The following is a 22,967-nucleotide window of genomic DNA, read 5'->3' on the forward strand; positions in this document are numbered from 1 at the left end:
TGTCTCCCAAAAGGGCGAAGCAGTTCTGCTGGGACAATGCGACTAGAGAACGATCCGAACGCAGGAGGGATACCCCTCTTGCACCGCTTTAAACCCGAAATTTGTATTGTGTAGAGGGTTTCGAGATGTCGAATATGAATGAACCGATCGGACAATATGCTTTGAAGGCCCACACATGGACCGAACAGGCACACCGCCCCTCAGGACTGGGTTCCCTGTTTTCTGTTCAGGCTTTGAAGCAGGCTGCGATTCGCATTGCTGACGTGCGTCATGGAAAAGGTTTCCATACACGCGATCTGGTTGGATTGCTGGTAAGCCACGCCGCTCGCAACCGTCGTATGGTGCAGCCACGCACAATGATGCGTATGACCTTGCCGGTAACATCAGACAAAGTTGCAGTACGTCTCACTATCGAAAGCTGAGGCCGTCACAAGCTAAAACAAAAGGCCTGCCGGTTTTGGCAGGCCTTTTTCATTTCTGAACTGTTGTTGGAAAAATACGCAAAAGCAAACCGTCAGAGCAGTCCCAGCGCAGCAAGCTCCTGCCGTAACTCGGATGGCAAAGCAGCCCTACCAGACTTTCCGGCAGCTTCATCCAGCGGAACCTCATTCTCATTGAGATAACGCCACCCCTGAAAGGCGCGCCGCGGTTGCCATTGGGTCGGGTGGATCTTTGGTTCGAGTATCAGATGACAGCGATTGATGCCCTGTTCATCTGTAAATGGACGGATATCCAGCAGGCGCTGCCTGCACTGCACATTGCCCTTGATCACCCAGTAGAGCGAACCGCCTTCCAGCAATTCGTCAACACGCTTGGGAACCATTCGCGTGGTGTGAAACTGTTCAGGAACGAGCCCGGCAGCACGCTGCTCAGCAAGCCTGAAATCGATCCAGGCTGCGAGATCTTCGATGCTGTCGCAACCGACGCAAAGTTTGACGAGATTAAGTGCCATGGAGCTGATTTAGCCAAGCTCGATGAAGGCTTCAAGTGATAAGAACATTATCTCAGCAGGCAACCACATTGACAGCCAAACCACCCTGGCTGGTTTCCTTATAACGTTCGCTCATATCGTGGCCTGTCTGACGCATGGTTTCGATACAGGCATCAAGCGGCACGAAATGCTGACCGTCGCCTTTAACTGCCAGTGATGCAGCAGTCACAGCCTTCACGGCACCAAGCGCATTGCGTTCGATGCAAGGCACCTGAACAAGCCCGCCCACAGGATCACAGGTCATGCCAAGATGATGCTCCAGAGCGATTTCAGCAGCATTCTCGATTTGCTCCGGTGTACCACCAAGAACGGCAGCAAGACCAGCCGCAGCCATGGCGGAGGCCGAACCGACTTCACCCTGACAACCCACTTCTGCGCCTGAAATGGAAGCATTATGTTTGATCACGCCACCGATAGCGGCAGAGGTCAGCAGAAAATCGCGAATGCCCTTCTCATCTGCATCGTCGTGGAAATGCAAGTAATAACGCAGAACCGCAGGCACAACGCCCGCCGCGCCATTGGTCGGAGCGGTCACAACTCGACCGCCCGAAGCATTCTCTTCATTGACTGCCATCGCATAGACGGACAACCAGTCATTGGCGAGCAACGGATTGACTTTGTTATTGCGCCAATCGTCTTCCAGCCGTTCAAAAAGCTGACGTGCACGGCGACGCACTTTCAAGCCGCCAGGCATGATACCATCACGGCTCAGCCCACGCTCAATGCAGCCACGCATTGCACCCCAGATGCGATCCAGACCTTCGTCGAGATCAAGGCAGGACATATGGCATTCTTCATTGGCGCGCTTCATATCAGCGATAGAAAGGCCGCTTTTACGCGCCATCTCCAGCATTTCAGCAGCATTGTTGAATGGATAAGGCACATCAGCCTTTTCCTCGCGCTTGCCTCCGCTGGTCTGTACACGGCTCAGTTCTTCCGCGGTGACAACGAAACCGCCACCAATCGAGAAATAGACGCGACGAAGCAACAGTCGATCACTCTTGTCGTAGGCCTCGAAAGCCATGCCATTGGCATGGCCGGGCAAAGGTGTTTTGCGATCAAGAACCAGATCGGCTTTTGGATCAAACTGATAGGCTGGATGGCCGGCAGGTTGCACAGTCTTTGCGCGCGAAACCTTTTCGACTTCACTGTCCATAATATCGGGATCAATCGAATCAGGTGTGTAGCCGCAGAGACCCAGAACCACCGCGCGATCTGTGGCATGTCCAACGCCGGTATAGGCGAGCGAGCCATGAAGGCTGGCCTTCAGTCGATAAACCTTGGCATTGGCTGGTTTCGGCCAATTGCCACTGATCAGCTCATCGAGAAACATGTGGGCAGCCGTCATCGGACCCATCGTGTGTGAACTCGAAGGCCCAATGCCAATCTTATAAAGATCGAATACCGACAGAAACATTCTACACCTATTCCGACCCACAAATGGGGAGTGCAATCTACAGCATCGGTCTATCAGACACGCGCAATAATATTACACCATTATCAGATAGTGTAGGAGAGGAGCAACGCCAACAGAATGCCGAAATGCGGCATTAAATTTCCGGTTTACGCAAAGCAGCAACCTTCGCATTCCAGTCCGAATGCAAACGTCCGTTCTATTCATATCAAATGGAAAGCTCTATCCGAAAAGTTCTTCAGCTTTTCGGAAACTATCGCACCCGCATCAAGCGGAGAAAAGGTAGGCCATGAGGATGATAGTGGCGAGGCCAACGACTGCCCAGAGCGTGACGCCCCAGCAGGATTTTTGAACGGTTTCGTCCATGGAGATTTTTAAAACCTTGTTGTGCAACTCTTATAATCAGCGTCCTTCACAACGCTGTTACCGGAGATATAATCCTGAAGCCAATGAAACGCAACCGTGAAAAATGGCGGAAATGCGGCACACTTAACCACCTCATCACATGGCCTTTCAAAAACTAGTTTAGTATCAGAACCTTAACAACAGGTATGCTTAACAAAAGCTTTAAAGTCACGGCAGAAATGCGGCATCAGGGTTGAGGCAGCAGCATATCTGTCTTACCGGTTAGCCAATACGCGGTCAGCCCTACCCACTCACGCATTGCCACACTGAAGCGCGACAGGGCCTCATTGGGTGATTCGAGATAAAGAGAAAAACTCTCTTTTGCAGGTGTTTTGTAGTCAACCGGCCATGCAACCACCTCGAAACCTGCTTTCCGAAAGCATCCGATCGAACGCGGCATATGATATGCCGACGTGACAAGAAGCCATGTTTCACCGGGCTTTGGCTGTGCCAATGCCTTCGAAAACTCGGCATTCTCCACCGTATTCCGTGATTTGTTCTCGAAAATGAAGCGTTCGCCGGAAAAGCCGAGATCAGCCAGCATCGTGCGTGTGCTATCGGCGTCAGGCGCGGATTCTTCAAAAAAGGCACCATCTCCGCCCGATACGACGATCTTTGCATCAGGATAAAGCCGCGCAAGTCGCATCGTTTCAAAGATACGATCAGCTGCGCTATTCAGCTCAAATCCCGGTCGGCCAGCATTGATATCGCCGTTCATATAGCCGCCCAGAACCACAATACCATCCACACGCTTCGACAGCTCAGTCTGTTTCGGAAAACGATCCTCCAGCGGAACGAGGAGCACGGAACCAAGCGTTGTATATCCACTGACAAACAAAACGATTGCACCGACAACAAGTGTTGTCAGCCCAAGTTTTTTAAACCCGGTCCAGATCAGCACAAGTGCAAGCAGCAGAAACACGAAGATGATTGTCAGTGGCTGAAAAAACAGCCAGAAAAGCTTGGAAATACTGAAAAACAACGCGAGCTCCGCCGATAAAGTGCACATTCAATCCGATCCGAACGAATCCGGTTCTCTGACATACTATAGCCATGCAGTTGCATGTGATAGGAATCTGCTCGACTCTTAGAGCGCATCCCGAAAAGGGTGAAACGGTTTTCGGACAAGATGCGTGTTAAATCAAAGGTATAGAGCGCCGATCTGATTCAATCAGATCGAAACGCGCTCCAATGTCATAGCTCGGGAAGAAATATGCAGAGCAATGCTGAAGCGACCGTAACGCCGTCAACCCGCCCGCGCCTGGAGCGCATCGATATTGCGCGCGGCGTAGCGCTCATTGCAATGGCGATCTACCATTTCGGCTGGGATCTCGAATTCTTCGGCTATATGGCGCCAGCCACCACTGCGCATGGTGGATGGAAACTGTTTGCCCGCTGCATCGCATCAAGCTTTCTGTTTCTGGTCGGATTCAGCCTCGTTCTCGCACATGGCCGCGCCATTCGCTGGAATGCCGTAGGAAAGCGTCTCCTGCAGATCGTGGCAGCCGCCGCGGCGATCTCAGCGGTGACCTATTATATGTCGCCGGATAATTTCATCTTCTTTGGCATTTTGCACCAAATCGCGTTGGCAAGCGTGCTCGGCCTGTTGTTCCTACGCCTGCCCGCCGTGGTAACGCTCATAGTGGCAGCTTTTGTCATTACAGCGCCGCTTTACGCACAATCTGATATTTTCAACCGGATGTGGCTTGCCTGGATCGGACTTTCGACGGTTCCGCCCCGTTCCAACGATTATGTACCACTGTTTCCATGGTTTGGCGCTGTTTTGCTCGGCATTGCGGCTGCCCGCATCTTCGAGCGCTTCAACTGGCTGCCTATGCTTTCAGGCGGCATTCAACCGCAATTTCTGCAAAAGCCGTTGACCTTCATCGGTCGCCATAGCCTCGCATTCTATCTGATCCATCAGCCGGTGTTGATCGGGCTGGTCTATATCTTTTCACAGATCATGCCACCAGCACAACCAGCGCCGCGTGAAGCGTTCACGCAATCCTGCGTATCATCCTGTATGCAGAATGGCGGTGAAGCGCTCTGTGCCCAATTCTGTGGTTGCGTGGTCAGTGAGCTCGACAAGGCAAAGCTCTTTGACGACGTCTTCAGCGGAAAAGCTGACCAGAACAACAACAGTACAGTCCAGCAAATCGCGGAAATCTGCTCACCAGTGCCAGATAATCAGCCCTGATTGTTATGTTGAAACACCAAGCTCTGCCAAACGCTCAATGCAGGCTTCTTCAACCTGATCGAGTTCAGCAAGCGTCTCGTCAATATCGCGACGCTTTTGCCTAAGGTCGCCGCGTTTTTCTTCAACGCGCTTCATCAAAAGCTTGAGCTGGCCGGTTTCACCCGGCGGTTCGCGATACATCTGCACAATCTCGTGGATCTCGGCGATCGAGAATCCGAGGCGCTTTCCCCGCATGATTTGCTTGAGAAGGTGCCGATCAGACGGCCTGAACAAGCGTGTGCGACCACGCCGCACAGGTGCGATCAACCCCTCGTCCTCATAAAAACGCAACGTACGGGTCGATATCCCGAATTCCCGCGTCAGCTCCGTGATCGTATAATATTCGCGCACTACAACATCCCAGCCTTGCAATATGCAGGCAATTGTTGTGCAACCGCATTTACGTAAAAGTCAATATTAAACCGTCACAATTGCTAATATTACCTATAAGTAGCCACCACATTTATCGCACAGCCTTGCCATCATAGTGCCGCTCATGCGTTATGAAGTGACGACAGGATTGGTAACAGACAGCGATTCATGCGGCGTTCTATAAAATATACCTTGATTGGACTGGTTATTGTTGCGCTTGTCGGCGCAGCACCTTTTGCAGTTGAACCTGTTGTCCAAAAGATCGGCGAAGGTTCGATCCGGCAACTGGCGAGAGACGGCAATTTCTGTACAACGGATGATTGCGAAGAAGGCATAAACTATGCCATTGGCTTCCTCGAAACCAATTATGGCCTCTCTCCCGAGAACGTTAAATGGTGTATGGGCGTCGATGTCATCGCGCATTATGAATTGCCGTTTGGCAATGGACTGAAAAAGTCGATAACTGATCGAATGTATCAGCGTTGCGGCGATCCTAATCAGGACGAACCTATCGGAAATTACACGGCAGAATAGAAGGCCTTTTAATTAATGACGCGTTTTTTGCGCTTTGCCGCGTGGCTGGTTCTGGCAATAATTCTTATCGTGACGATAAGCCCGATCCAGTTCCGTCCCATCACCGGTGAACCTGCCGATGTGGAACGCTTCGCAGCCTTTTTTCTTGTCGGCTTCCTGTTTGCGCTCGCCTATCCACGCCACTGGATCGCTGTGCTGTTATTGACCGTTGGATGCGCAGGCATGTTTGAGTTGCTTCAACGCTTAGCTCCGGGCCGTCACGGCGAATTCGCAGACTTTGTCTTCAAAGCAGTGGGTGCAATCGGTGGCGTTTTTATCGGGCGTGGCCTTAGCCTTCTGCCGTTCTTTTCAAAGAAGACCGGAAGTTAGCACTTAGACTTCTGTTTTCCTCGTTGGAACCAAACTGATGCATGAGCGTTCTATCAGCATCAATTCCAACGGAGGTTTGAAATGGCCGATAATAAAACAGCTAACGACGTTCAGCAGGCTCTGGAACAACAGATTTCTGATTTGCGCGGTGAGCTGAAACGCCTGTCTAAGTCTTTGGCATCCCGCACAAGCGACTTCAGAGATACCGCCGAAGACGCATTGGACGATGCTTCCGGTCGTTTCCGCCATGCAGCTCAGGCTGTTCGCGAACGCGGTCAGGCGGTGGCAGAGACTGTTAAGGAAAATCCTGGCACAGCCACGACACTCTTCGGTACTGCTGGTATCCTGGGCATCCTGATCGGCGTGGCGATTGGCTGCGCGCTCTCTGATCGCCGCTAACTGACATAAAGACTCCTCCTGACTAACCCGCGCCTCCACAGCGCGGGTTTTCTTATGGGCTTTACCTGCGCGACCATGACTGCTACTCGGAGCCATTGGCAATCTGCCACCGGTCGCAGCCTACCCGGTTAAAACAAGGACAAGCGCTTGATATGCAAGCGCAAAGACTGCACCGTGGCTTTTAAAAAGGCACGCAAATGTCTGAAAAGACAATATATTCCGATCTGAAACAACTCGGATCGAACAGCACGGTACCGCAATCACCTGAAGAGGTCGTACTTGAGCGGGTCGCAAACCCGCAGGCCGGAACACCATACTGCGTCCGTTTCACAGCGCCTGAGTTCACCTCTCTCTGCCCCATGACGGGACAGCCAGACTTCGCACATCTGATGATCGATTATGTTCCGGGAGAATGGCTGGTTGAGAGCAAATCGCTCAAGCTTTTCCTGTTCTCATTCCGCAATCATGGCGCGTTTCATGAAGACTGCACCGTGACAATCGGCAAGCGTCTGGTCGAACTGCTTCAGCCTGAGTGGTTACGTATTGGTGGCTACTGGTATCCGCGCGGTGGCATCCCGATTGATGTGTTTTATCAAACAGGTGCAGCACCTCAGAATGTTTGGATTCCTGAACAGTCTGTACCCAATTATCGTGGTCGCGGCTGATCACAAATATGGGTATCTATTGCCGCTATGCACCGCGATGCCTATGATTGGCATCAACATTAAAACCGGAAACACTTCAGATGACTAAAGTTGTTCTACTGATTTCGCTTGCTGTTCTTTCCGGCTGCGGTGCCGGAAAAGCGGCAATGGATGCGGGTAAAGGGTTCGACCGATTCGCTTGCGCGTCGCGCAATTTCAAAGGCGAACCGCCCTGCCCCCAGCCTGATAGTCCAAACCAGCCAAACCAGACGCCATAACCCGGAAAGAGGCAGCCATGGCCATTCAACCCAACGACATCCTCGATTTCTGGTTCTCCGCCAAAATGCGGGAGAACTGGTTTACCAAGAGCGACGAAATCGATGCTGAAATCCGCGAGAAGTTTCTGGCTGCCTACGAAGACGCTCGCGCCGACAAGCTCGAAGACTGGAAACAACAGCCGGAAAGCGCTCTCGCGCTGACTATTCTGTTCGATCAGTTTCCACGCAACATGTTCCGCGGCTCTCCACGCTCATTTGAAAGCGACGGTCTTGCTCGCGATGTGGCGGCTCAGGCGCTCGACCATGATTTCGACCGCAAACTGTCGGCTGAACAACGTCAGTTCTTCTATTTGCCTTTCATGCATAGCGAACATCTTAGCGATCAGAAGCGCTGTGTCGATCTTTACGAAAAACTGGGTGATCAGTTCTCATTGGGCTTTGCACAACAGCATCACGACATTATCGAGCGCTTTGGCCGCTTCCCGCACCGCAATAAGGTGCTGGATCGCGAAACGACCAGCGAAGAAGCAGAATTCCTCAAGGAACATGCAGGCTTCTGATTTCATAAAAGCTTGTAAGGCAGAATTCCACGGCGGTCGTGATCGACCGATATGCGGCTTTTGGGTGGTGGTACGGCGCGCTGAACACATTCAGCGCGCTCACAGATTCGGCAAGAAACACCGATCGGATCAAAAGCAGAGCGGGTGGCGATATCAAGCCCATCCGCATAGACAAAATCCTGCGCATGTGTGACCTCGCAGCCGAGTGCTATGGCATAGCGGCGCTGCGGGGCATTGAAACCGCCTTCACTCTTCGTAAGCTCCGTCGCGACACAGAGATAACGAGCACCGTCCGGCGTCTCCGCAAGCTGACGAATAATGCGCCCCGGCATTTCAAACGCCTGATGCACATTCCAGAGCGGACAGGCTGCACCATAACGCGCAAATTGCAGTTTGGCCGCACTGTGACGCTTGGTGATGTTTCCGGCTCTGTCGATACGCGCAAAAAACACCGGCACACCGCGCTGGCCCGAGCGCTGCAAGGTGCTTAACCGATGCGCGACCTGTTCAAGACTTGCGCCAAAACGCGAGGCGAGCAATTCCAGATCATGCCGGAGTTCTTTCGCAGCCGACAAAAATGTCTGATAGGGCAGCATCAACGCGCCGGCAAAATAATTACGCAGTCCGATTTTGCAAATTTCAACAGCTTCGGTTGAGCGAAAGTCTGCACGTTTCGCAATTGCCGTGACGATTTCTTCCATTTCCAGTTCTGCAATCTGAAATGCAATCTGAAAGTTTCGTGTCGAAGCAGGCGAATAAGGATTGAGATGGAGAATACGGGTTTCAGGATTGAAACGGCGCAGAATCGCCTCATCCGGGTCAGCACGCGCAACACGCACCCGATGATGATTCTCCATATATTGCGGCAGTGCCACACCAATGTCGCGCCCTGGAATATCAAGTTTTGCAGCAAGATTTTCTGCTGCAATATCAATCTCATGTACGTAGTTATCGATAAAATGGAAAAAGTCGCGTACTTCTTCATAGGGTGCAGGCTCGGCAACCGATGGCGCGCGCCCAAGTTGATTATCGAGGCTCGCAAGCTGCTCGCTATTGCGCCGATAGGCCTGATGACAGGCGATCAGCGCATGCGCCAATCCCGGCGCATTCTGCGTGATCAGCTTCAGTTCCTGCAAATTCGGCTTGTAGTTATCAAAGACTGGATCAGCCAGGGCTTCTGAAACAGCGGATAACAAACGATCATCATCGCCCAGCGAAATCGCACCAATGTCGATCTGGTAATTCTCGGCAAGTGCCAAAAGAACAGCAGCTGAAACCGGCCGCTGATTGTTCTCGATTTGGTTGAGGTAACTCGTTGAAATACCTAAGCGTTCAGCAAAACCAGACTGGGTTGTCCGATGCTGCTCGCGTATTTCACGGATTTTTCTGCCAACGTAAAGTTTTCTCGGTGCCATATTTGCAAATTCGCATTTCGCTATTTGCAAATTTATAAATTACACAGCCACACCTTTTCAAGCTTTCAGAATGCGGCATACTGGCTCTAATCATTGGAACAACAATCCGCAATTTCATAGCTTTCCAAAGGCATAGCGAATGCAGGAACTTCTCGAACAACTTGAAGCGCGTCGCGCTGAGGCGCGCATCGGCGGCGGGCAAAAACGTATTGATGCCCAGCACGGCAAGGGCAAGCTCACGGCCCGCGAAAGACTGGAAGTGCTGCTCGACGAGGGATCGTTCGAGGAGTTTGACATGTATGTCACACACCGCTGCACCGATTTCGGCATGGAAAAGCAGAAGATTGCGGGTGATGGCGTCGTCACCGGCTGGGGCACGATCAATGGCCGGCAAGTCTATGTGTTCAGTCAGGATTTCACAGTTCTTGGCGGCTCACTGTCAGAAACCCATGCCCAGAAAATCTGCAAGATCATGGACATGGCCATGCAGAACGGTGCGCCAGTGATCGGGCTCAATGATTCGGGTGGCGCACGCATTCAGGAAGGTGTGGCCTCACTCGCGGGCTATGCCGATGTCTTCAAGCGTAATGCCGATGCCTCCGGCGTTATTCCGCAGATTTCAGTCATCATGGGCCCATGTGCCGGTGGCGCGGTTTATTCTCCAGCCATGACTGATTTCATTTTCATGGTGCGCGACTCATCCTACATGTTCGTGACAGGCCCGGATGTGGTCAAAACCGTCACCAATGAGATTGTCACTGCAGAAGAACTGGGCGGCGCTTCAACCCACACGAAGAAATCATCTGTTGCCGATGGCGCATATGAAAACGATATCGAGACGCTGGAACAAGTGCGTCTTCTGTTCGACTTCCTGCCGCTTAATAATCGCGAAAAATCACCGACCCGTCCCTTCCACGACGACCCCGCACGTCTTGAAATGCGGCTCGATACGCTGATCCCCGATAGCGCCAATAAGCCCTACGATATGAAGGAGCTGATCCTCGCGCTGGCGGATGAAGGCGATTTCTTCGAAATTCAGGAAGCTTTTGCCAAGAATATCATCACCGGCTTCATCCGCATGGAGGGGCAAACAATTGGTGTCGTCGCCAATCAACCGATGGTGCTGGCTGGCTGCCTTGATATCGATTCGTCGCGCAAAGCTGCACGTTTCGTGCGCTTCTGCGATGCCTTCAATATCCCGATCCTCACTCTTGTCGACGTTCCGGGCTTCTTACCCGGCACGGCACAGGAATATGGCGGCGTCATCAAGCATGGTGCAAAACTGCTCTTTGCCTATAGCCAGGCTACCGTTCCGATGGTTACGCTTATCACCCGCAAAGCCTATGGCGGCGCTTATGATGTGATGGCATCCAAACATATCGGTGCCGATATGAATTATGCATGGCCCACCGCAGAAATCGCCGTCATGGGTGCCAAGGGCGCCACCGAAATTCTGTACCGCTCAGAACTTGGCGACACCGAAAAAATCGCTGCTCGTACAAAAGAATATGAAGAACGCTTCGCCAATCCGTTCGTTGCTGCCGAACGCGGCTTCATTGATGAGGTGATCATGCCGCATTCATCCCGCCGCCGCATCGCCCGCGCGTTCTCTGCTCTGCGTAACAAGAGCCAGAACGCGCCATGGAAGAAACACGACACAATTCCGCTGTGATAGCGATGGGTGGGAACAAAATGATCAAGAAAATCCTCATTGCCAATCGTGGCGAAATCGCATGCCGGGTTATCAAAACGGCAAAGAAAATGGGCATCGCGACAGTTGCAGTCTATTCCGATGCCGACCGTAACGCGCTGCATGTCAAAATGGCTGACGAGGCCATACATATCGGACCAGCGCCCTCGAACCAGTCTTATATCGTTGTCGATAAAATTCTGGCGGCAATCAAGGAAACCGGGGCCGATGCAGTGCACCCAGGCTATGGTTTTCTGTCCGAGAACCCGCGCTTTGCCGAAGCATTGAAAGCCGCCAACGTCACCTTCATTGGCCCGCCGGTGAATGCCATTGAGGCCATGGGTGACAAGATCACCTCGAAAAAACTGGCCGCTGAGGCAGGCGTGTCTACCGTTCCCGGTCATATGGGGCTGATCGAAGACGCCGACGAGGCGGTGAAAATCGCAACTTCTGTCGGCTATCCGGTAATGATCAAAGCGTCTGCCGGCGGCGGCGGCAAGGGTATGCGCATTGCATGGAACGACGACGAAGCCCGTGAAGGGTTCCAGCTATCCCGTAATGAGGCGAAATCCTCTTTCGGTGATGACCGCATCTTCATTGAAAAATTCGTCACGCAACCGCGCCATATCGAAATTCAGGTCCTCGGCGATCAGCACGGCAACGTCGTCTATCTTGGCGAGCGTGAATGCTCCATCCAGCGCCGCAATCAGAAGGTCATCGAAGAAGCACCCTCGCCCTTCCTTGATGAAGCAACCCGCAAAGCCATGGGCGAACAGGCCGTCGCGCTTTCCAAAGCCGTCGGCTACTATTCGGCAGGCACTGTCGAGTTCATCGTTGATGGCGAGCGCAATTTCTATTTCCTCGAAATGAACACGCGATTGCAGGTCGAACATCCGGTGACAGAACTCATCACCGGCATTGATCTGGTTGAAGAAATGATCCGTGTGGCTTCGGGCGAGAAGCTGCGCATTACGCAGGCTGATGTGAAGCTCAACGGTTGGGCCATTGAAAGCCGCCTCTATGCAGAAGATCCATATCGCAACTTCCTGCCCTCCATTGGCAGGCTGACGCGCTATCGCCCTCCGGTCGAAGGCCAAGACAAAAATGGCTCAATCATCCGCAACGATACGGGTGTCTTCGAGGGTGGTGAAATCTCGATGTATTATGACCCCATGATCGCAAAGCTCTGCACATGGGCACCAGATCGATTGAGCGCAATCGACGCCATGGGCGAAGCGCTTGATGCGTTTGAAGTGGAAGGCATTGGCCACAACCTGCCATTCCTTTCGGCCGTTATGGATCATCCGCGTTTTCGGGCTGGCGCATTGACCACAGCCTTCATCGCAGAAGAGTATCCCGATGGGTTTGCAGGCGTAACAGTGTCAGAGCAAGACGCCCATGTTCTGGCTGCGGTAGCAGCTCAGATCAACATGGTCGTTGAACAGCGCAACAGCCAAATTTCCGGCAAACTTTCCACACAAAAACAGTCTCTTCCAACCGACTGGGTTGTTACATTCAGTGGCTTCAGCCTGCCGATCCGGATTGCAGAAGGTGAAGGCGGAACGACAATCAACTTTGTCGATGGCCTCAGTCTGCCAGTCGCCAGCGATTGGCATCCAGGCAATCAGCTTGGATCATTCACGATTGGTGGCAAACCAGTCGCCGTAAAGGTTTTGCGTTCAGGAACCGGTTGGCGCTTGCGCTGGCGTGGCATCGATGTCGTTGCGCATGTGCGTTCGCCGCGCGTGGCCGAACTGGCAACACTCATGCCCATTAAGCTGCCGCCCGATACATCGAAAATGCTGCTTTGCCCAATGCCGGGCGTCATCACCTCCGTACTTGTGAAAGACGGTGACACGGTCGAGGCTGGCCAACCACTTGCTACGGTAGAAGCCATGAAGATGGAAAACGTGCTGCGTGCGGAACGCCGTGCTACCGTAAAACGCATCGCTGCGGAGGAAGGCGTAAGCCTGGCGGTTGATGAACTCATTATGGAATTCGAGTGAGGGGCTTCGTGGGATGGAGAATAAGCCAATGACGCAGAAGACCCGTGCGGACTGGGAGGCGTTGGCCGAAAAGGAACTGAAACGCCCCGCAGACAGCCTTGTCTGGCACACACCGGAAGGCATTGACGTTAAGCCGCTCTATACTGAGGATGATCTCAATCATGTCGGGCATCTTGGCACCCTGCCCGGCTTCGAGCCGTTTCTACGTGGCCCACGTGCGACCATGTATGCGGGCCGCCCGTGGACTATTCGTCAATATGCGGGCTTCTCCACGGCGGAAGCCTCCAACGCTTTTTACCGCAAGGCACTTGCCGCGGGTCAGCAGGGCGTGTCGGTGGCCTTCGACCTTGCCACTCATCGCGGCTATGACAGCGATCATCCCCGCGTTGAAGGTGATGTCGGCAAAGCTGGCGTTGCCATTGATTCCGTCGAGGACATGAAAATTCTTTTTGACGGTATCCCGCTTGAAAAAATCTCCGTCTCCATGACCATGAACGGCGCAGTGATCCCGATCCTCGCCAATTTCATCGTCGCTGGTGAAGAACAAGGCGTGTCGCGTGATCTGCTTTCAGGCACCATTCAGAATGATATTCTGAAAGAATTCATGGTCCGAAACACTTATATCTATCCGCCGGAACCATCCATGCGGATCATTGCGGACATCATCGCCTATACAGCAGCCGAAATGCCGAAATTCAATTCGATTTCCATTTCCGGCTATCACATGCAGGAAGCAGGTGCCACGCTGGTGCAGGAACTGGCCTTCACACTGGCCGATGGTCGTGAATATGTGCGTGCCGCGCTCAATAAAGGCCTCAATGTCGATGAGTTTGCAGGGCGTCTGTCGTTCTTCTTCGCCATCGGCATGAACTTCTTCATGGAAATCGCCAAGTTGCGCGCAGCCCGCCTGCTCTGGTCGCGTATCATGAAGGAGTTCGATCCGAAGAAGCCAGGATCGCTGATGCTGCGCACTCATTGCCAGACATCCGGTGTATCGTTGCAAGAGCAGGATCCTTACAACAATATCGTTCGCACAGCGTTTGAGGCTATGTCGGCAGCGCTTGGTGGCACACAATCGCTGCATACCAATTCTTTCGACGAAGCCATTGCTCTGCCAACGGAATTCTCTGCGCGCATAGCCCGCAACACGCAGCTTATTTTGCAAAATGAAACCGGGGTCACCAAGGTCGTGGATCCGCTTGCAGGCTCCTATTACATTGAAAGCCTGACCAATGAACTGGCGGAAAAAGCATGGGCGCTGATTGAAGAAGTCGAAAGCCTCGGCGGCATGACCAAAGCCGTCGAAAGTGGTTTGCCCAAGCGACTGATTGAAGAAGCAGCCACTAAACGGCAGGCAGCGGTTGATAAGGGTGAAGAAGTCATCGTTGGCGTCAACAAGTTCCGCCTCGAACAGGAAGACGAAATCGACATTCTTGAGATCGATAACACCGCCGTCCGCAGTTCGCAGATTGCCAACCTTAACCGGATTAAGGAAACACGCAACAAAGCGAAAGTTGAAGCAGCGCTGGCTGAACTGGAAAAAGTTGCAAAAACCGGCGAAGGCAACATTCTCGCAGCCGCAGTCGAAGCATCGCGTGCTCGTGCAACTGTCGGCGAAATTTCAGATGCCATGCGTAGCGCTTTTGGTGATCATGCGGCCGTGCCGAAGGTCGTCAGAAAAGTCTATGGCGCAGCCTACGAAAATGAGCCGGAATATCTGACCCTCGTGGAACGTCTGGAAGAGTTCTCCAAACATACAGACGACAAGCCCCGCATCATGGTGGCCAAGCTCGGTCAGGATGGCCACGATCGCGGCGCGAAAGTTATCGCCTCAGCTTTCGGTGACATTGGCTTTGAAGTGCTCGCCGGTCCACTGTTTCAAACACCTGAGGAAGCAGCTGATATGGCCATCAAGGCCAAGGTTCATGTGTTGGGCGTTTCATCATTGGCGGCCGGTCACAAAACGCTGCTGCCCCAACTCGTAGATACACTTCGCAAGAAGGGTGCCGAAAATATCATCGTTGTCTGTGGCGGTGTCGTCCCGCGTCAGGATTATCAATATCTGTTCGACCACGGCGTATCGGCTGTGTTCGGCCCCGGCTCCAATGTGCTCGATTGTGCACGTGCAGTGCTTGATCTCATGGAAGGAAAGCGCCGCAATCTTTGAGCATAAACAGATAGATAAACAAGAAAAGAGACTCATTTTCTGAACCTCTTGAGAAGCCGGGCGAAAAGCCCGGCTTCATTGTCCTAAAGTCCCATCAATGAATTCTATCAATTCTTGGGGCCAGCAAACCCGGCAATGGTTGAGCTTGTGACCGACACCGGATCGCTTGCCGGAAATGTATCTTCCAGCCCTTCATCCAGCTGACGTTCAAGTTCCGATTTGTCGCCTGCGCGACGCGCACTTGGAACAGTCAACAAGCTAGCAGGTTCAATACCGCACTCGATACAGGCAACGCTTAAGGCCTCTCCAAGCTTGAGTACCGCTTTGCGTATCACAGCATCCCGTGAAAGCTCGGCCTCAGTATCATTCTCAACCTTGACCGTAATCCGCTCTTCGCTCTCGGTGACGAATTCAACGATATAGGTTGCAAAACCACCAAGCGAACTGACGCGTGTTTCAACAATGTCCATAGCTTCACCTCCGCATTTCACCTTCAGACACAACGGTCATCCGCACCGATAGTTCCCGAAAAGGAACCTGTCCGATGCTGAAACGTTTCCGGCATATTATGGGAGGACGCCATGTCTCAGTTTTTTACGCAACTAAGTGAAAAGGCCTCCGAACTTGCGGGGCACTATGCTGCGTTTATTCTCGCGACGCTCTTCATCCTGTTCTGGGGTGTGAGTGGTCCCTTTTTTGATTTTTCTGATACCTGGCAGCTGGTTGTGAACACCTCGACTACCATTATCACGTTCCTGATGGTGTTTCTGATCCAGAACTCGCAGGACCGCGAAGCGAGTGCCACCCAAGCCAAACTCGATGAAATATTGAACCACCTCTGTATTCTTAAAAGTGAGACAATCGGCGCCGAGCATCTGCCGTTGGATAAGTTGAAAGCCATGATCAAGCATCTTGAAGCAGAAGGTCGACATCCCAGCGTTTCAAGCAGCTCTCAGAATCAAAATGAATGAGCTTTATGCCATCACCCTTTCCCGCTCGAACGTCAGGCCTATATGCCAATGAGGAGTGACAACCGGAAGGAGATTTTTATGGCCATAACTCGAAAAGAAGAAGCTCGTGCGTTGAACGCTGAGGAAAAAGAGCTGGTAGAAAAATCGCACCATCCGATTCTTCAGGATGTTCCTGACTCAGAGCTTTCGCAACTGGCCAAGCTCTTACGTGATCGTCGCAGCAAAGCGCGCGATCAGGCCCACCAGCGCCGCCGCGAGATGCGCGGGAAAGCTGCCGCCAGAGGTGCTTCGGCATCCAAGGCTGATGAAGGTTCGCATCTAAAGGTTTCAGTCCTGGCAATGGCGATGCGTCGCATCAATGCTGAAGTGGATCGTCGTCGCAGCATGTCTGCAAGCAATGATCTGATTGCGAATGCGCAGAAGGCGTTAGCCACGAAGAAAGCCAATGAAAAGAAGGATAATACTTTCAATACACGTCATGCACGGCATGGCATGCGCAACATACCCAGCGAGAAGGCCGATAGTCTCATCCGTCCTATGGAGCGCGGTCGTCTGAAAAAAGCCGCCAGTGTCGCCCAGGCCAAGCGCGACTCTCGACAGGACGCTGCGAGCTAAACCAGCATAAAACATCTTCTGGAAGATTTTAATTCTTCCAGAAGAGACAATGAAAACAATCTTCTAAAGAAATTTCTTATAGAACAACTTACAGCATTTCCAATGCTGTTTTGCGCGTTGGCGGAGCAAAGGTTCTGTCCAGCAAAGTCAGCTGTTCCTCTGTCAGCCTTATGTCCGCAGCATTGCGATTTTCACGCACATGACCGAGCTTTGATGTCTTCGGAATTGCAATCACATCGCCATTGCGCATGGTCCAGGCAAGCGCAACAGCCGCCGGCGAAACCCCGATTTCATCGGCAACTTCATGTAATACACTATTGCCCAAAAGCCTGCCCTGTTCGATCGGCGAATAGGCCATCAGGGGAGTTTTCTGCCCTGCACACCATGGCATCAAATCAAATTCTGGCCCACGCCGGATCAAATTATAGAGTATCTGATTGGCCGCCACGGCTGTGCCGCCTGTAACGATCGTCAGTTCTTTCATATCGCCGGTATCGAAATTGCTGACACCCCATGCGCCAATCTTGCCTGCCTGCTGCAGTTTCTCAAAAGCAGCCAGGGTCTCCTCCAGCGGATATCGCCCACGCCAGTGCAGAAGATAAAGATCGATCTTTTCAGTGCCAAGCCGCTTGAGACTACGCTCACACGCTTCAATCGTGCCCTCTAAGGAGGCATTGTATGGCAGCACCTTACTGACGAGAAAGACACTATCACGGCGACCTTTGATCGCCTCGCCCACGACTTCTTCTGCACCGCCATCCGCATACATTTCAGCAGTGTCGATCAGTGTCATGCCAAGTTCGATGCCGCATTGCAGCGCCTCGACTTCCAGTCGCCGTTGGCGCGTATCTTCGCCCATATACCAAGTGCCCTGCCCAAGTGCAGGCACATGGGTACCCGATGCCAGTTTCACTTGCGGGATTGTTCCGGTCATGGCTCGCCTCTTGATGCTTTCAGGATGCGCATAAAATCGCGACATCGAAAAAACATAGGCTACATCAGGCAAACTGCAAGCCAAAGCCTTGCATCAGGCGACGAATGGCATAATCCGGCTTCTGTGATGTAAACACCGCCAGATCATCGTGATGATGCAATTCCTCATCAATCTGCCGCGGTTGCAACAGCGATACGGTGCGCCGTGCGATAGCTTCCGCTGGGTCAAGCCAATCAACTGGCCAGGGAGCCAATCGGCGGAACACATTCGCGAGAAACGGATAGTGGGTGCAGGCGAGCACAACGATATCCGTGCGTTCTCCGTCTTTTTCGACAAAGCAAGGCGTGATCTGCTCAATAACCAGCGCCTCATCGATTTCTTCGCCACGAATATGGGCCTCGGCGACTGCGGCAAGCCTGTCTGCTCCGACCAATCGCACGTGACATTGCGTGGCAAATGATTGGATAAGATCCCGGGTATAGGCGCGCTTGACAGTCCCCGGTGTCGCAAGAACAGAAACCAGTCCCGATGATGTACGTTCAGCAGCAGGCTTGATCGCAGGCACAGTGCCGACAAAAGGTACGGCCGGATAAGCGCGCCGCAGATCATCCAGCACCAGTGTCGAAGCCGTGTTACAGGCAATAACTGCGATTTCGGGATCGTGCTCCGCAATGAACCTGCCAAAAAGCTCGACAATGCGGGCGCGCAACGCTTCTTCTTCCCATCCACCATAGGGAAAACCGGCATCATCCGCGATATAGACAAATCGCCGGTCAGGCATCAGCACTCGCGCCTCACGCAGAACCGTCAAACCGCCAATACCGCTATCAAAGACCAATATGGGCTTTTCATAGGTGGCAGACGACGTGTCGGAAAGGCGAACTGCGGATGCGTGTTTCATTCAGCCTTGTCCTCAATTGCAGGTTTGCGAGCGCGCCCCTCAGGTGCCCCCGAGCCACGCGGCTTTTTCGGCGTAAACACATCAAGCGATGTAATGACGCCACGCAGAAGTTTGAGTTCTGCCGATGCAAAACCTGCACGCGTCAGCACCGAGCGCAGATTATTGACCATGATTTCTTTTTTCGCCTCAGGGCGGAAATAACCGCGAACATCAAGCGCCTCTTCCAGATGATTGAAAAGACTCTGCAATTCCAGCTTGGGCGCCGCTTCCATTTCCGGTCCACGGAAAACCGTATCTGTCTGGCTTTCGAGACCCGATTTCATCCACTCATATGACATAAGCAGTACGGCTTGTGCGATATTTAGTGAGGCAAAGGCTGGATTGACCGGGAAAGTCACCAGCTCATCTGCGAGACCAACCTCTTCGTTGCTCAAGCCGAAACGTTCCCGGCCGAACATAATGCCGGTTTTCTCACCAGCTCCGAAACGGCGGCGCAATTCACCGTTGGCTTCCACAGGGCTGCGCACCTGTTTAAAGCCGTCGCGCTCGCGCGCTGTGGTGGCATAAACGAAGTTGAGATCAGCAAGCGCTGAAGGCAGATCATCATAAACGACCGCATTGTCGATGATATGATCCGCCTTACTGGCTGCGGCCCGCGCCTTTTCGCTCGGAAACTCTTCACGTGGCTGGACAAGTCGTAACTCGGCAAGACCAAAATTTGCCATGGCGCGCGCCACCATGCCGATATTCTCCGGCAATTGCGGGTTAACCAGAATGATCGCCGGCCCTTCGGTGATCATTGGGCGCTGTTTGTCTGTTCCTGCCATGATATTTTCCGCTAAAGCATAGTGCAGCCAAATGTTTCATTCAGCGTCCGCGACCATGCGACAATTGTAAGAAATCAGAGCGAGCAAATCCGGTAAAATTAAGTGCGATACGCTCTGATGCTTTAGGATCGTGGCGCTTCCCTGACATAATTGGCAAAAAATCGCAAAGATTCCCCTTACATTCGATATCGAAAATCGCGTGTAGTAGCGGAATAACACCAGTCTGCCTCCCATCCATGTCACACTGTCGGCACCGACATCGAAGTTTACAGGGAGGAAAATCATGTCCGGCAAAAAAATTCTCATGATCTGCGGCGACTTCTGCGAAGATTACGAAACAATGGTTCCGTTCCAGACGCTCCTCGCCGTCGGACACAAGGTCCATGCCGCTTGCCCCGGCAAGAAGGCGGGCGATTCAATCGCAACGGCCATTCATGACTTCGAGGGGCATCAGACCTATACCGAAAAGCCAGGCCATAATTTCACACTCAACGCCACCTTTGCCGATGTGAAGGCCGAAAACTATGACGCGCTTGTCATTCCCGGCGGTCGCGGACCGGAATATCTGCGCCTTGATGATAAAGTCATCGCCATCGTCAAACATTTCTTTGACGCCAACAAACCTGTGGCAGCCGTTTGTCACGGCGCGCAGCTTCTTGCCGCGGCGCGCGTTCTCGAAGGCCGCACCTGCTCCGCATACCCAGCATGCCGCCCAGAAGTGGAGCTTGCAGGTGGCACATATGCCGATATCCCCGTCGATCAGGCCGTCACAGACGGCAATCTGGTTTCAGCGCCCGCATGGCCTGCTCATCCTGCATGGTTGTCGCAGTTCCTCGCTGTTCTTGGCACCAAAATTACCCACGCTTAAGTGACGCTTTGCCTGCAACTCTAATCCGGTTGCAGGCAGCATCAAACTGCGCAACACTAACATGGGAGACATTTCGGGAGGAATGCATGTGCAGATTGTTCATCGGGGCTGATCCGGAACTTTGGCAAAGCGTCACACGCTCGTTGCGTATTGATGGCGTCGTGACCAGCGTACGGCTCGAGAACTTCTTCTGGTTCGCGCTGGAAGATATCGCTTCGCGCGACGACCTGACCGTCAATCGCCTGCTGGGTCGCCTTTATGATGAATCGCGTGCCGAAGGCCACGATCTCGATAATTTCGCATCGTTCCTGCGTGTCTGCTGTGGTCGCTATCTCGCCCTGCAGGTTAGCGGTCTTGTCCCGATGGATAAGACAACGGCAATTTCGACGCTCGACGCAGATGCCATATTGCTACGCGAGCAGGAAACTTATCGTGATCAACGCTCAAAATGGCAAAAACCAGCACATCACGCCGCCTGAAAATGTGCCTATAGGCCAAAGAATAAGCCTCTGACACTTTGCCTTCGCGTTCACCGATGCTATACGGTCGCGACGCATTAAATGAGAGGCTTTATCAATGGCAAAAATCAAGGTTGCGAACCCGGTCGTTGAACTCGACGGCGATGAAATGACCCGCATCATCTGGCAGTTCATCAAGGACAAGCTGATCCATCCCTACCTCGACATCGATCTGAAATATTACGATCTGTCAGTAGAACATCGTGATGAAACCAATGACCAGGTTACCATTGATGCGGCTAATGCCATCAAGGAACATGGCGTTGGCGTAAAATGCGCAACCATTACGCCGGACGAAGCCCGCGTTGAAGAATTCAAGCTCAAGAAGATGTGGAAGTCGCCTAACGGCACCATCCGTAACATCCTCGGCGGCGTTATCTTCCGCGAACCAATCATCTGCAAGAATGTCCCTCGTCTGGTTCCGGGCTGGACCCAGCCAATCATCGTTGGCCGTCATGCTTTCGGTGATCAGTACCGCGCGACCGATTTCAAATTCCCAGGCAAGGGCACGCTGTCGATCAAGTTCGTCGGTGAAGATGGCGAAACCATCGAGCACGAAGTCTATCAGGCTCCAGCGGCTGGCGTGGCTATGGCCATGTACAATCTCGACGAATCGATCCGTGAATTTGCGCGCGCCTCGCTGAACTACGGCCTGCAGCGCAATTACCCGGTTTATCTGTCGACCAAGAACACCATCCTCAAGGCCTATGACGGTCGCTTCAAGGACATTTTCGAAGAAGTCTATCAGGCTGAATTCGCTGAAAAGTTCAAGGAAGCAAAGATCTGGTACGAACATCGTCTGATCGACGACATGGTTGCTTCGGCCCTCAAGTGGTCCGGCGGCTACGTTTGGGCTTGTAAGAACTATGACGGCGACGTGCAGTCCGACATCGTGGCACAGGGCTTCGGCTCGCTTGGCCTGATGACCTCGGTTCTGATGACGCCAGATGGCAAGACCGTTGAAGCTGAAGCTGCACACGGCACCGTAACCCGTCACTACCGCCAGCATCAGAAGGGCGAGGAAACCTCGACCAACTCGATCGCTTCGATCTTCGCATGGACCCGCGGCCTCGCTCACCGGGCAAAGCTTGATAACAATGCAGAGCTGAAGCGCTTTGCCGACACGCTTGAAAAGGTCTGTGTAGATACCGTTGAAAGCGGCTACATGACCAAGGATCTGGCGCTGCTCATCGGTCCGGATCAGCCTTGGCTCTCGACCACCGGCTTCCTCGACAAGATCGATGAAAACCTTCAGAAGGCAATGGCTGCTTAAACTGAAGCCAATGCCAATTCAGATCAAGACGGCGGGTTTTTCCCGCCGTTTTTTGTTTGCGTTTAACTATTTCCTCTCGCAAGCAACAGGCCCGCTGGCTAGTCTGTCCCTAACGAGATAGGGAGGACTGATATGTCGACAATTCGGGCATTAGCGCCGCAAGACCGGGCAGCATGGGAGCCATTATGGAAAGCCTATCAGGTCTTTTACGAAGTCGATATTCCAGCTGAAACCACGAGCCTCACATGGGAACGTTTTCACGACGCGTCGGAACCAATGCACGCATTAGGCGCGTTTGATGACGACGGATGCCTCGTCGGCTTTGTCCATGCAATATTTCACCGCTCTTGCTGGCTGCCAAAATGGACCTGCTATCTTCAGGATCTCTATGTCGAAAACAGCCAGCGTGGAAAAGGCACCGGCGCAGCACTGATTGATGCAGTGGCTGATCTCGCGCGTGAAGAAGGCGCAGGCAGGCTCTATTGGCTCACACACGAAAGCAATGCCACCGCACGCCGTCTTTATGACGCCATCGCCCAACAGTCCGGCTTCATCCAATATCGAAAGGCCTTATAAGCCG

At 52.8% G+C, this 22,967-nt stretch carries 26 protein-coding genes; 17 read left to right on the forward strand and 9 right to left on the reverse strand.

The annotated features are described in order from the left end of the window. Window positions 1-125: 125 nt before the first annotated feature. Window positions 126-422, forward strand: coding sequence for a hypothetical protein (locus C9380_RS07000; protein ID WP_024897068.1), 297 nt, complete (start codon window positions 126-128; stop codon window positions 420-422). Between the two features lie 92 nt (window positions 423-514). On the opposite strand, the gene C9380_RS07005 is transcribed toward C9380_RS07000, so the two are convergent. From C9380_RS07005 to C9380_RS07015, 3 genes are all read right to left on the reverse strand, one after another. After that, window positions 515-952: a DUF1489 family protein gene (locus tag C9380_RS07005; protein ID WP_024897067.1), complete on the reverse strand. Its 438-nt coding sequence runs from the start codon at window positions 950-952 to the stop codon at window positions 515-517. A 52-nt stretch (window positions 953-1,004) separates the two neighbouring features. Further along, window positions 1,005-2,408 (reverse strand): L-serine ammonia-lyase, encoded by a 1,404-nt coding sequence (locus C9380_RS07010; protein ID WP_100558873.1) that lies wholly within the window; start codon window positions 2,406-2,408, stop codon window positions 1,005-1,007. A gap of 589 nt (window positions 2,409-2,997) precedes the next feature. After that, window positions 2,998-3,792 carry a YdcF family protein gene (locus C9380_RS07015; RefSeq protein WP_128093280.1) on the reverse strand — a complete coding sequence of 265 codons (795 nt, stop codon included), beginning with the start codon at window positions 3,790-3,792 and terminating at the stop codon, window positions 2,998-3,000. Window positions 3,793-4,023: 231 nt separating this feature from the next. Between C9380_RS07015 and C9380_RS07020 the strand changes: the two genes are divergently transcribed. Beyond that, entirely contained in the window at window positions 4,024-5,007 is a 984-nt protein-coding gene (locus C9380_RS07020; RefSeq protein ID WP_100558872.1) for a heparan-alpha-glucosaminide N-acetyltransferase, read from the forward strand. Between the two features lie 3 nt (window positions 5,008-5,010). On the opposite strand, the gene C9380_RS07025 is transcribed toward C9380_RS07020, so the two are convergent. Beyond that, window positions 5,011-5,397: a MerR family transcriptional regulator gene (locus C9380_RS07025; RefSeq protein ID WP_024897062.1), complete on the reverse strand. Its 387-nt coding sequence runs from the start codon at window positions 5,395-5,397 to the stop codon at window positions 5,011-5,013. Window positions 5,398-5,586: 189 nt separating this feature from the next. Between C9380_RS07025 and C9380_RS07030 the strand changes: the two genes are divergently transcribed. From C9380_RS07030 to C9380_RS07050, 6 genes are all read left to right on the forward strand, one after another. Further along, window positions 5,587-5,952 carry a hypothetical protein gene (locus C9380_RS07030; protein ID WP_024897061.1) on the forward strand — a complete coding sequence of 122 codons (366 nt, stop codon included), beginning with the start codon at window positions 5,587-5,589 and terminating at the stop codon, window positions 5,950-5,952. 15 nt (window positions 5,953-5,967) lie between these two features. Further along, window positions 5,968-6,321, forward strand: a complete 354-nt coding sequence (locus C9380_RS07035; RefSeq protein ID WP_024897060.1) for a VanZ family protein — start codon at window positions 5,968-5,970, stop codon at window positions 6,319-6,321. 81 nt (window positions 6,322-6,402) lie between these two features. Continuing rightward, window positions 6,403-6,720, forward strand: coding sequence for an ElaB/YgaM/YqjD family protein (locus C9380_RS07040; protein WP_024897059.1), 318 nt, complete (start codon window positions 6,403-6,405; stop codon window positions 6,718-6,720). Between the two features lie 197 nt (window positions 6,721-6,917). Next, window positions 6,918-7,385, forward strand: a complete 468-nt coding sequence (gene queF, locus C9380_RS07045) for a preQ(1) synthase (RefSeq protein WP_128093281.1) — start codon at window positions 6,918-6,920, stop codon at window positions 7,383-7,385. A gap of 80 nt (window positions 7,386-7,465) precedes the next feature. Next, window positions 7,466-7,642: a hypothetical protein gene (locus C9380_RS26770; RefSeq protein WP_164844638.1), complete on the forward strand. Its 177-nt coding sequence runs from the start codon at window positions 7,466-7,468 to the stop codon at window positions 7,640-7,642. 17 nt (window positions 7,643-7,659) lie between these two features. Next, window positions 7,660-8,202 (forward strand): DUF924 family protein, encoded by a 543-nt coding sequence (locus C9380_RS07050; protein ID WP_128093282.1) that lies wholly within the window; start codon window positions 7,660-7,662, stop codon window positions 8,200-8,202. 2 nt (window positions 8,203-8,204) lie between these two features. On the opposite strand, the gene C9380_RS07055 is transcribed toward C9380_RS07050, so the two are convergent. Beyond that, window positions 8,205-9,617, reverse strand: a complete 1,413-nt coding sequence (locus C9380_RS07055; protein WP_128093283.1) for a helix-turn-helix domain-containing protein — start codon at window positions 9,615-9,617, stop codon at window positions 8,205-8,207. A 139-nt stretch (window positions 9,618-9,756) separates the two neighbouring features. On the opposite strand from C9380_RS07055, the gene C9380_RS07060 reads away from it, so the two are divergent. Genes C9380_RS07060 through scpA form a run of 3 tightly spaced genes read left to right on the forward strand, consistent with a single transcriptional unit; the run spans window position 9,757 to window position 15,480 of the window. Continuing rightward, window positions 9,757-11,289 (forward strand): acyl-CoA carboxylase subunit beta, encoded by a 1,533-nt coding sequence (locus C9380_RS07060; RefSeq protein ID WP_105705843.1) that lies wholly within the window; start codon window positions 9,757-9,759, stop codon window positions 11,287-11,289. A gap of 20 nt (window positions 11,290-11,309) precedes the next feature. Further along, window positions 11,310-13,313 (forward strand): acetyl-CoA carboxylase biotin carboxylase subunit, encoded by a 2,004-nt coding sequence (locus tag C9380_RS07065; protein ID WP_128093284.1) that lies wholly within the window; start codon window positions 11,310-11,312, stop codon window positions 13,311-13,313. A gap of 28 nt (window positions 13,314-13,341) precedes the next feature. Further along, window positions 13,342-15,480, forward strand: coding sequence for a methylmalonyl-CoA mutase (gene scpA / locus C9380_RS07070; RefSeq protein WP_128093285.1), 2,139 nt, complete (start codon window positions 13,342-13,344; stop codon window positions 15,478-15,480). A gap of 107 nt (window positions 15,481-15,587) precedes the next feature. On the opposite strand, the gene C9380_RS07075 is transcribed toward scpA, so the two are convergent. Beyond that, a complete protein-coding gene (locus C9380_RS07075; protein WP_100558867.1) occupies window positions 15,588-15,950 on the reverse strand; it encodes a hypothetical protein in 363 nt (120 codons plus the stop codon). Window positions 15,951-16,061: 111 nt separating this feature from the next. Between C9380_RS07075 and C9380_RS07080 the strand changes: the two genes are divergently transcribed. Together C9380_RS07080 and C9380_RS07085 are read left to right on the forward strand one after the other, a co-directional pair. Further along, complete coding sequence (locus C9380_RS07080) at window positions 16,062-16,451, forward strand: low affinity iron permease family protein (protein WP_024897051.1); 390 nt, start codon at window positions 16,062-16,064, stop codon at window positions 16,449-16,451. Between the two features lie 78 nt (window positions 16,452-16,529). After that, window positions 16,530-17,066: a hypothetical protein gene (locus tag C9380_RS07085; protein WP_024897050.1), complete on the forward strand. Its 537-nt coding sequence runs from the start codon at window positions 16,530-16,532 to the stop codon at window positions 17,064-17,066. A gap of 88 nt (window positions 17,067-17,154) precedes the next feature. Here the strand turns inward: C9380_RS07085 and C9380_RS07090 are convergent, their stop codons facing one another. The 3 genes from C9380_RS07090 to C9380_RS07100 form a co-directional block, all read right to left on the reverse strand. Beyond that, the gene (locus C9380_RS07090) at window positions 17,155-18,000 is read right to left on the reverse strand and encodes an aldo/keto reductase (protein ID WP_024897049.1); all 846 of its coding nucleotides are present in this window, start codon (window positions 17,998-18,000) and stop codon (window positions 17,155-17,157) included. Between the two features lie 64 nt (window positions 18,001-18,064). After that, entirely contained in the window at window positions 18,065-18,901 is an 837-nt protein-coding gene (gene murI / locus C9380_RS07095) for a glutamate racemase (protein ID WP_128093286.1), read from the reverse strand. Continuing rightward, entirely contained in the window at window positions 18,898-19,728 is an 831-nt protein-coding gene (locus C9380_RS07100) for an RNA methyltransferase (RefSeq protein ID WP_100558865.1), read from the reverse strand. Before C9380_RS07100 ends, murI begins: the two co-directional genes overlap by 4 nt. A 283-nt stretch (window positions 19,729-20,011) precedes the next feature. Between C9380_RS07100 and C9380_RS07105 the strand changes: the two genes are divergently transcribed. The 4 genes from C9380_RS07105 to C9380_RS07120 all read left to right on the forward strand — a co-directional run bounded on the left by C9380_RS07105 (window position 20,012) and on the right by C9380_RS07120 (window position 22,963). Beyond that, a complete protein-coding gene (locus tag C9380_RS07105) occupies window positions 20,012-20,596 on the forward strand; it encodes a DJ-1/PfpI family protein (protein WP_128093287.1) in 585 nt (194 codons plus the stop codon). A gap of 86 nt (window positions 20,597-20,682) precedes the next feature. Next, on the forward strand, window positions 20,683-21,075 hold the full coding sequence (locus C9380_RS07110; RefSeq protein WP_024897044.1) for a ribbon-helix-helix domain-containing protein: 393 nt from the start codon (window positions 20,683-20,685) through the stop codon (window positions 21,073-21,075). Between the two features lie 97 nt (window positions 21,076-21,172). Beyond that, window positions 21,173-22,387, forward strand: coding sequence for an NADP-dependent isocitrate dehydrogenase (locus C9380_RS07115; RefSeq protein ID WP_024897043.1), 1,215 nt, complete (start codon window positions 21,173-21,175; stop codon window positions 22,385-22,387). A 132-nt stretch (window positions 22,388-22,519) separates the two neighbouring features. After that, window positions 22,520-22,963, forward strand: a complete 444-nt coding sequence (locus tag C9380_RS07120) for a GNAT family N-acetyltransferase (protein WP_024897042.1) — start codon at window positions 22,520-22,522, stop codon at window positions 22,961-22,963. Window positions 22,964-22,967: the final 4 nt, after the last annotated feature.

This window comes from Brucella pituitosa (assembly GCF_003049685.1).
Taxonomy (GTDB): domain Bacteria; phylum Pseudomonadota; class Alphaproteobacteria; order Rhizobiales; family Rhizobiaceae; genus Brucella; species Brucella pituitosa.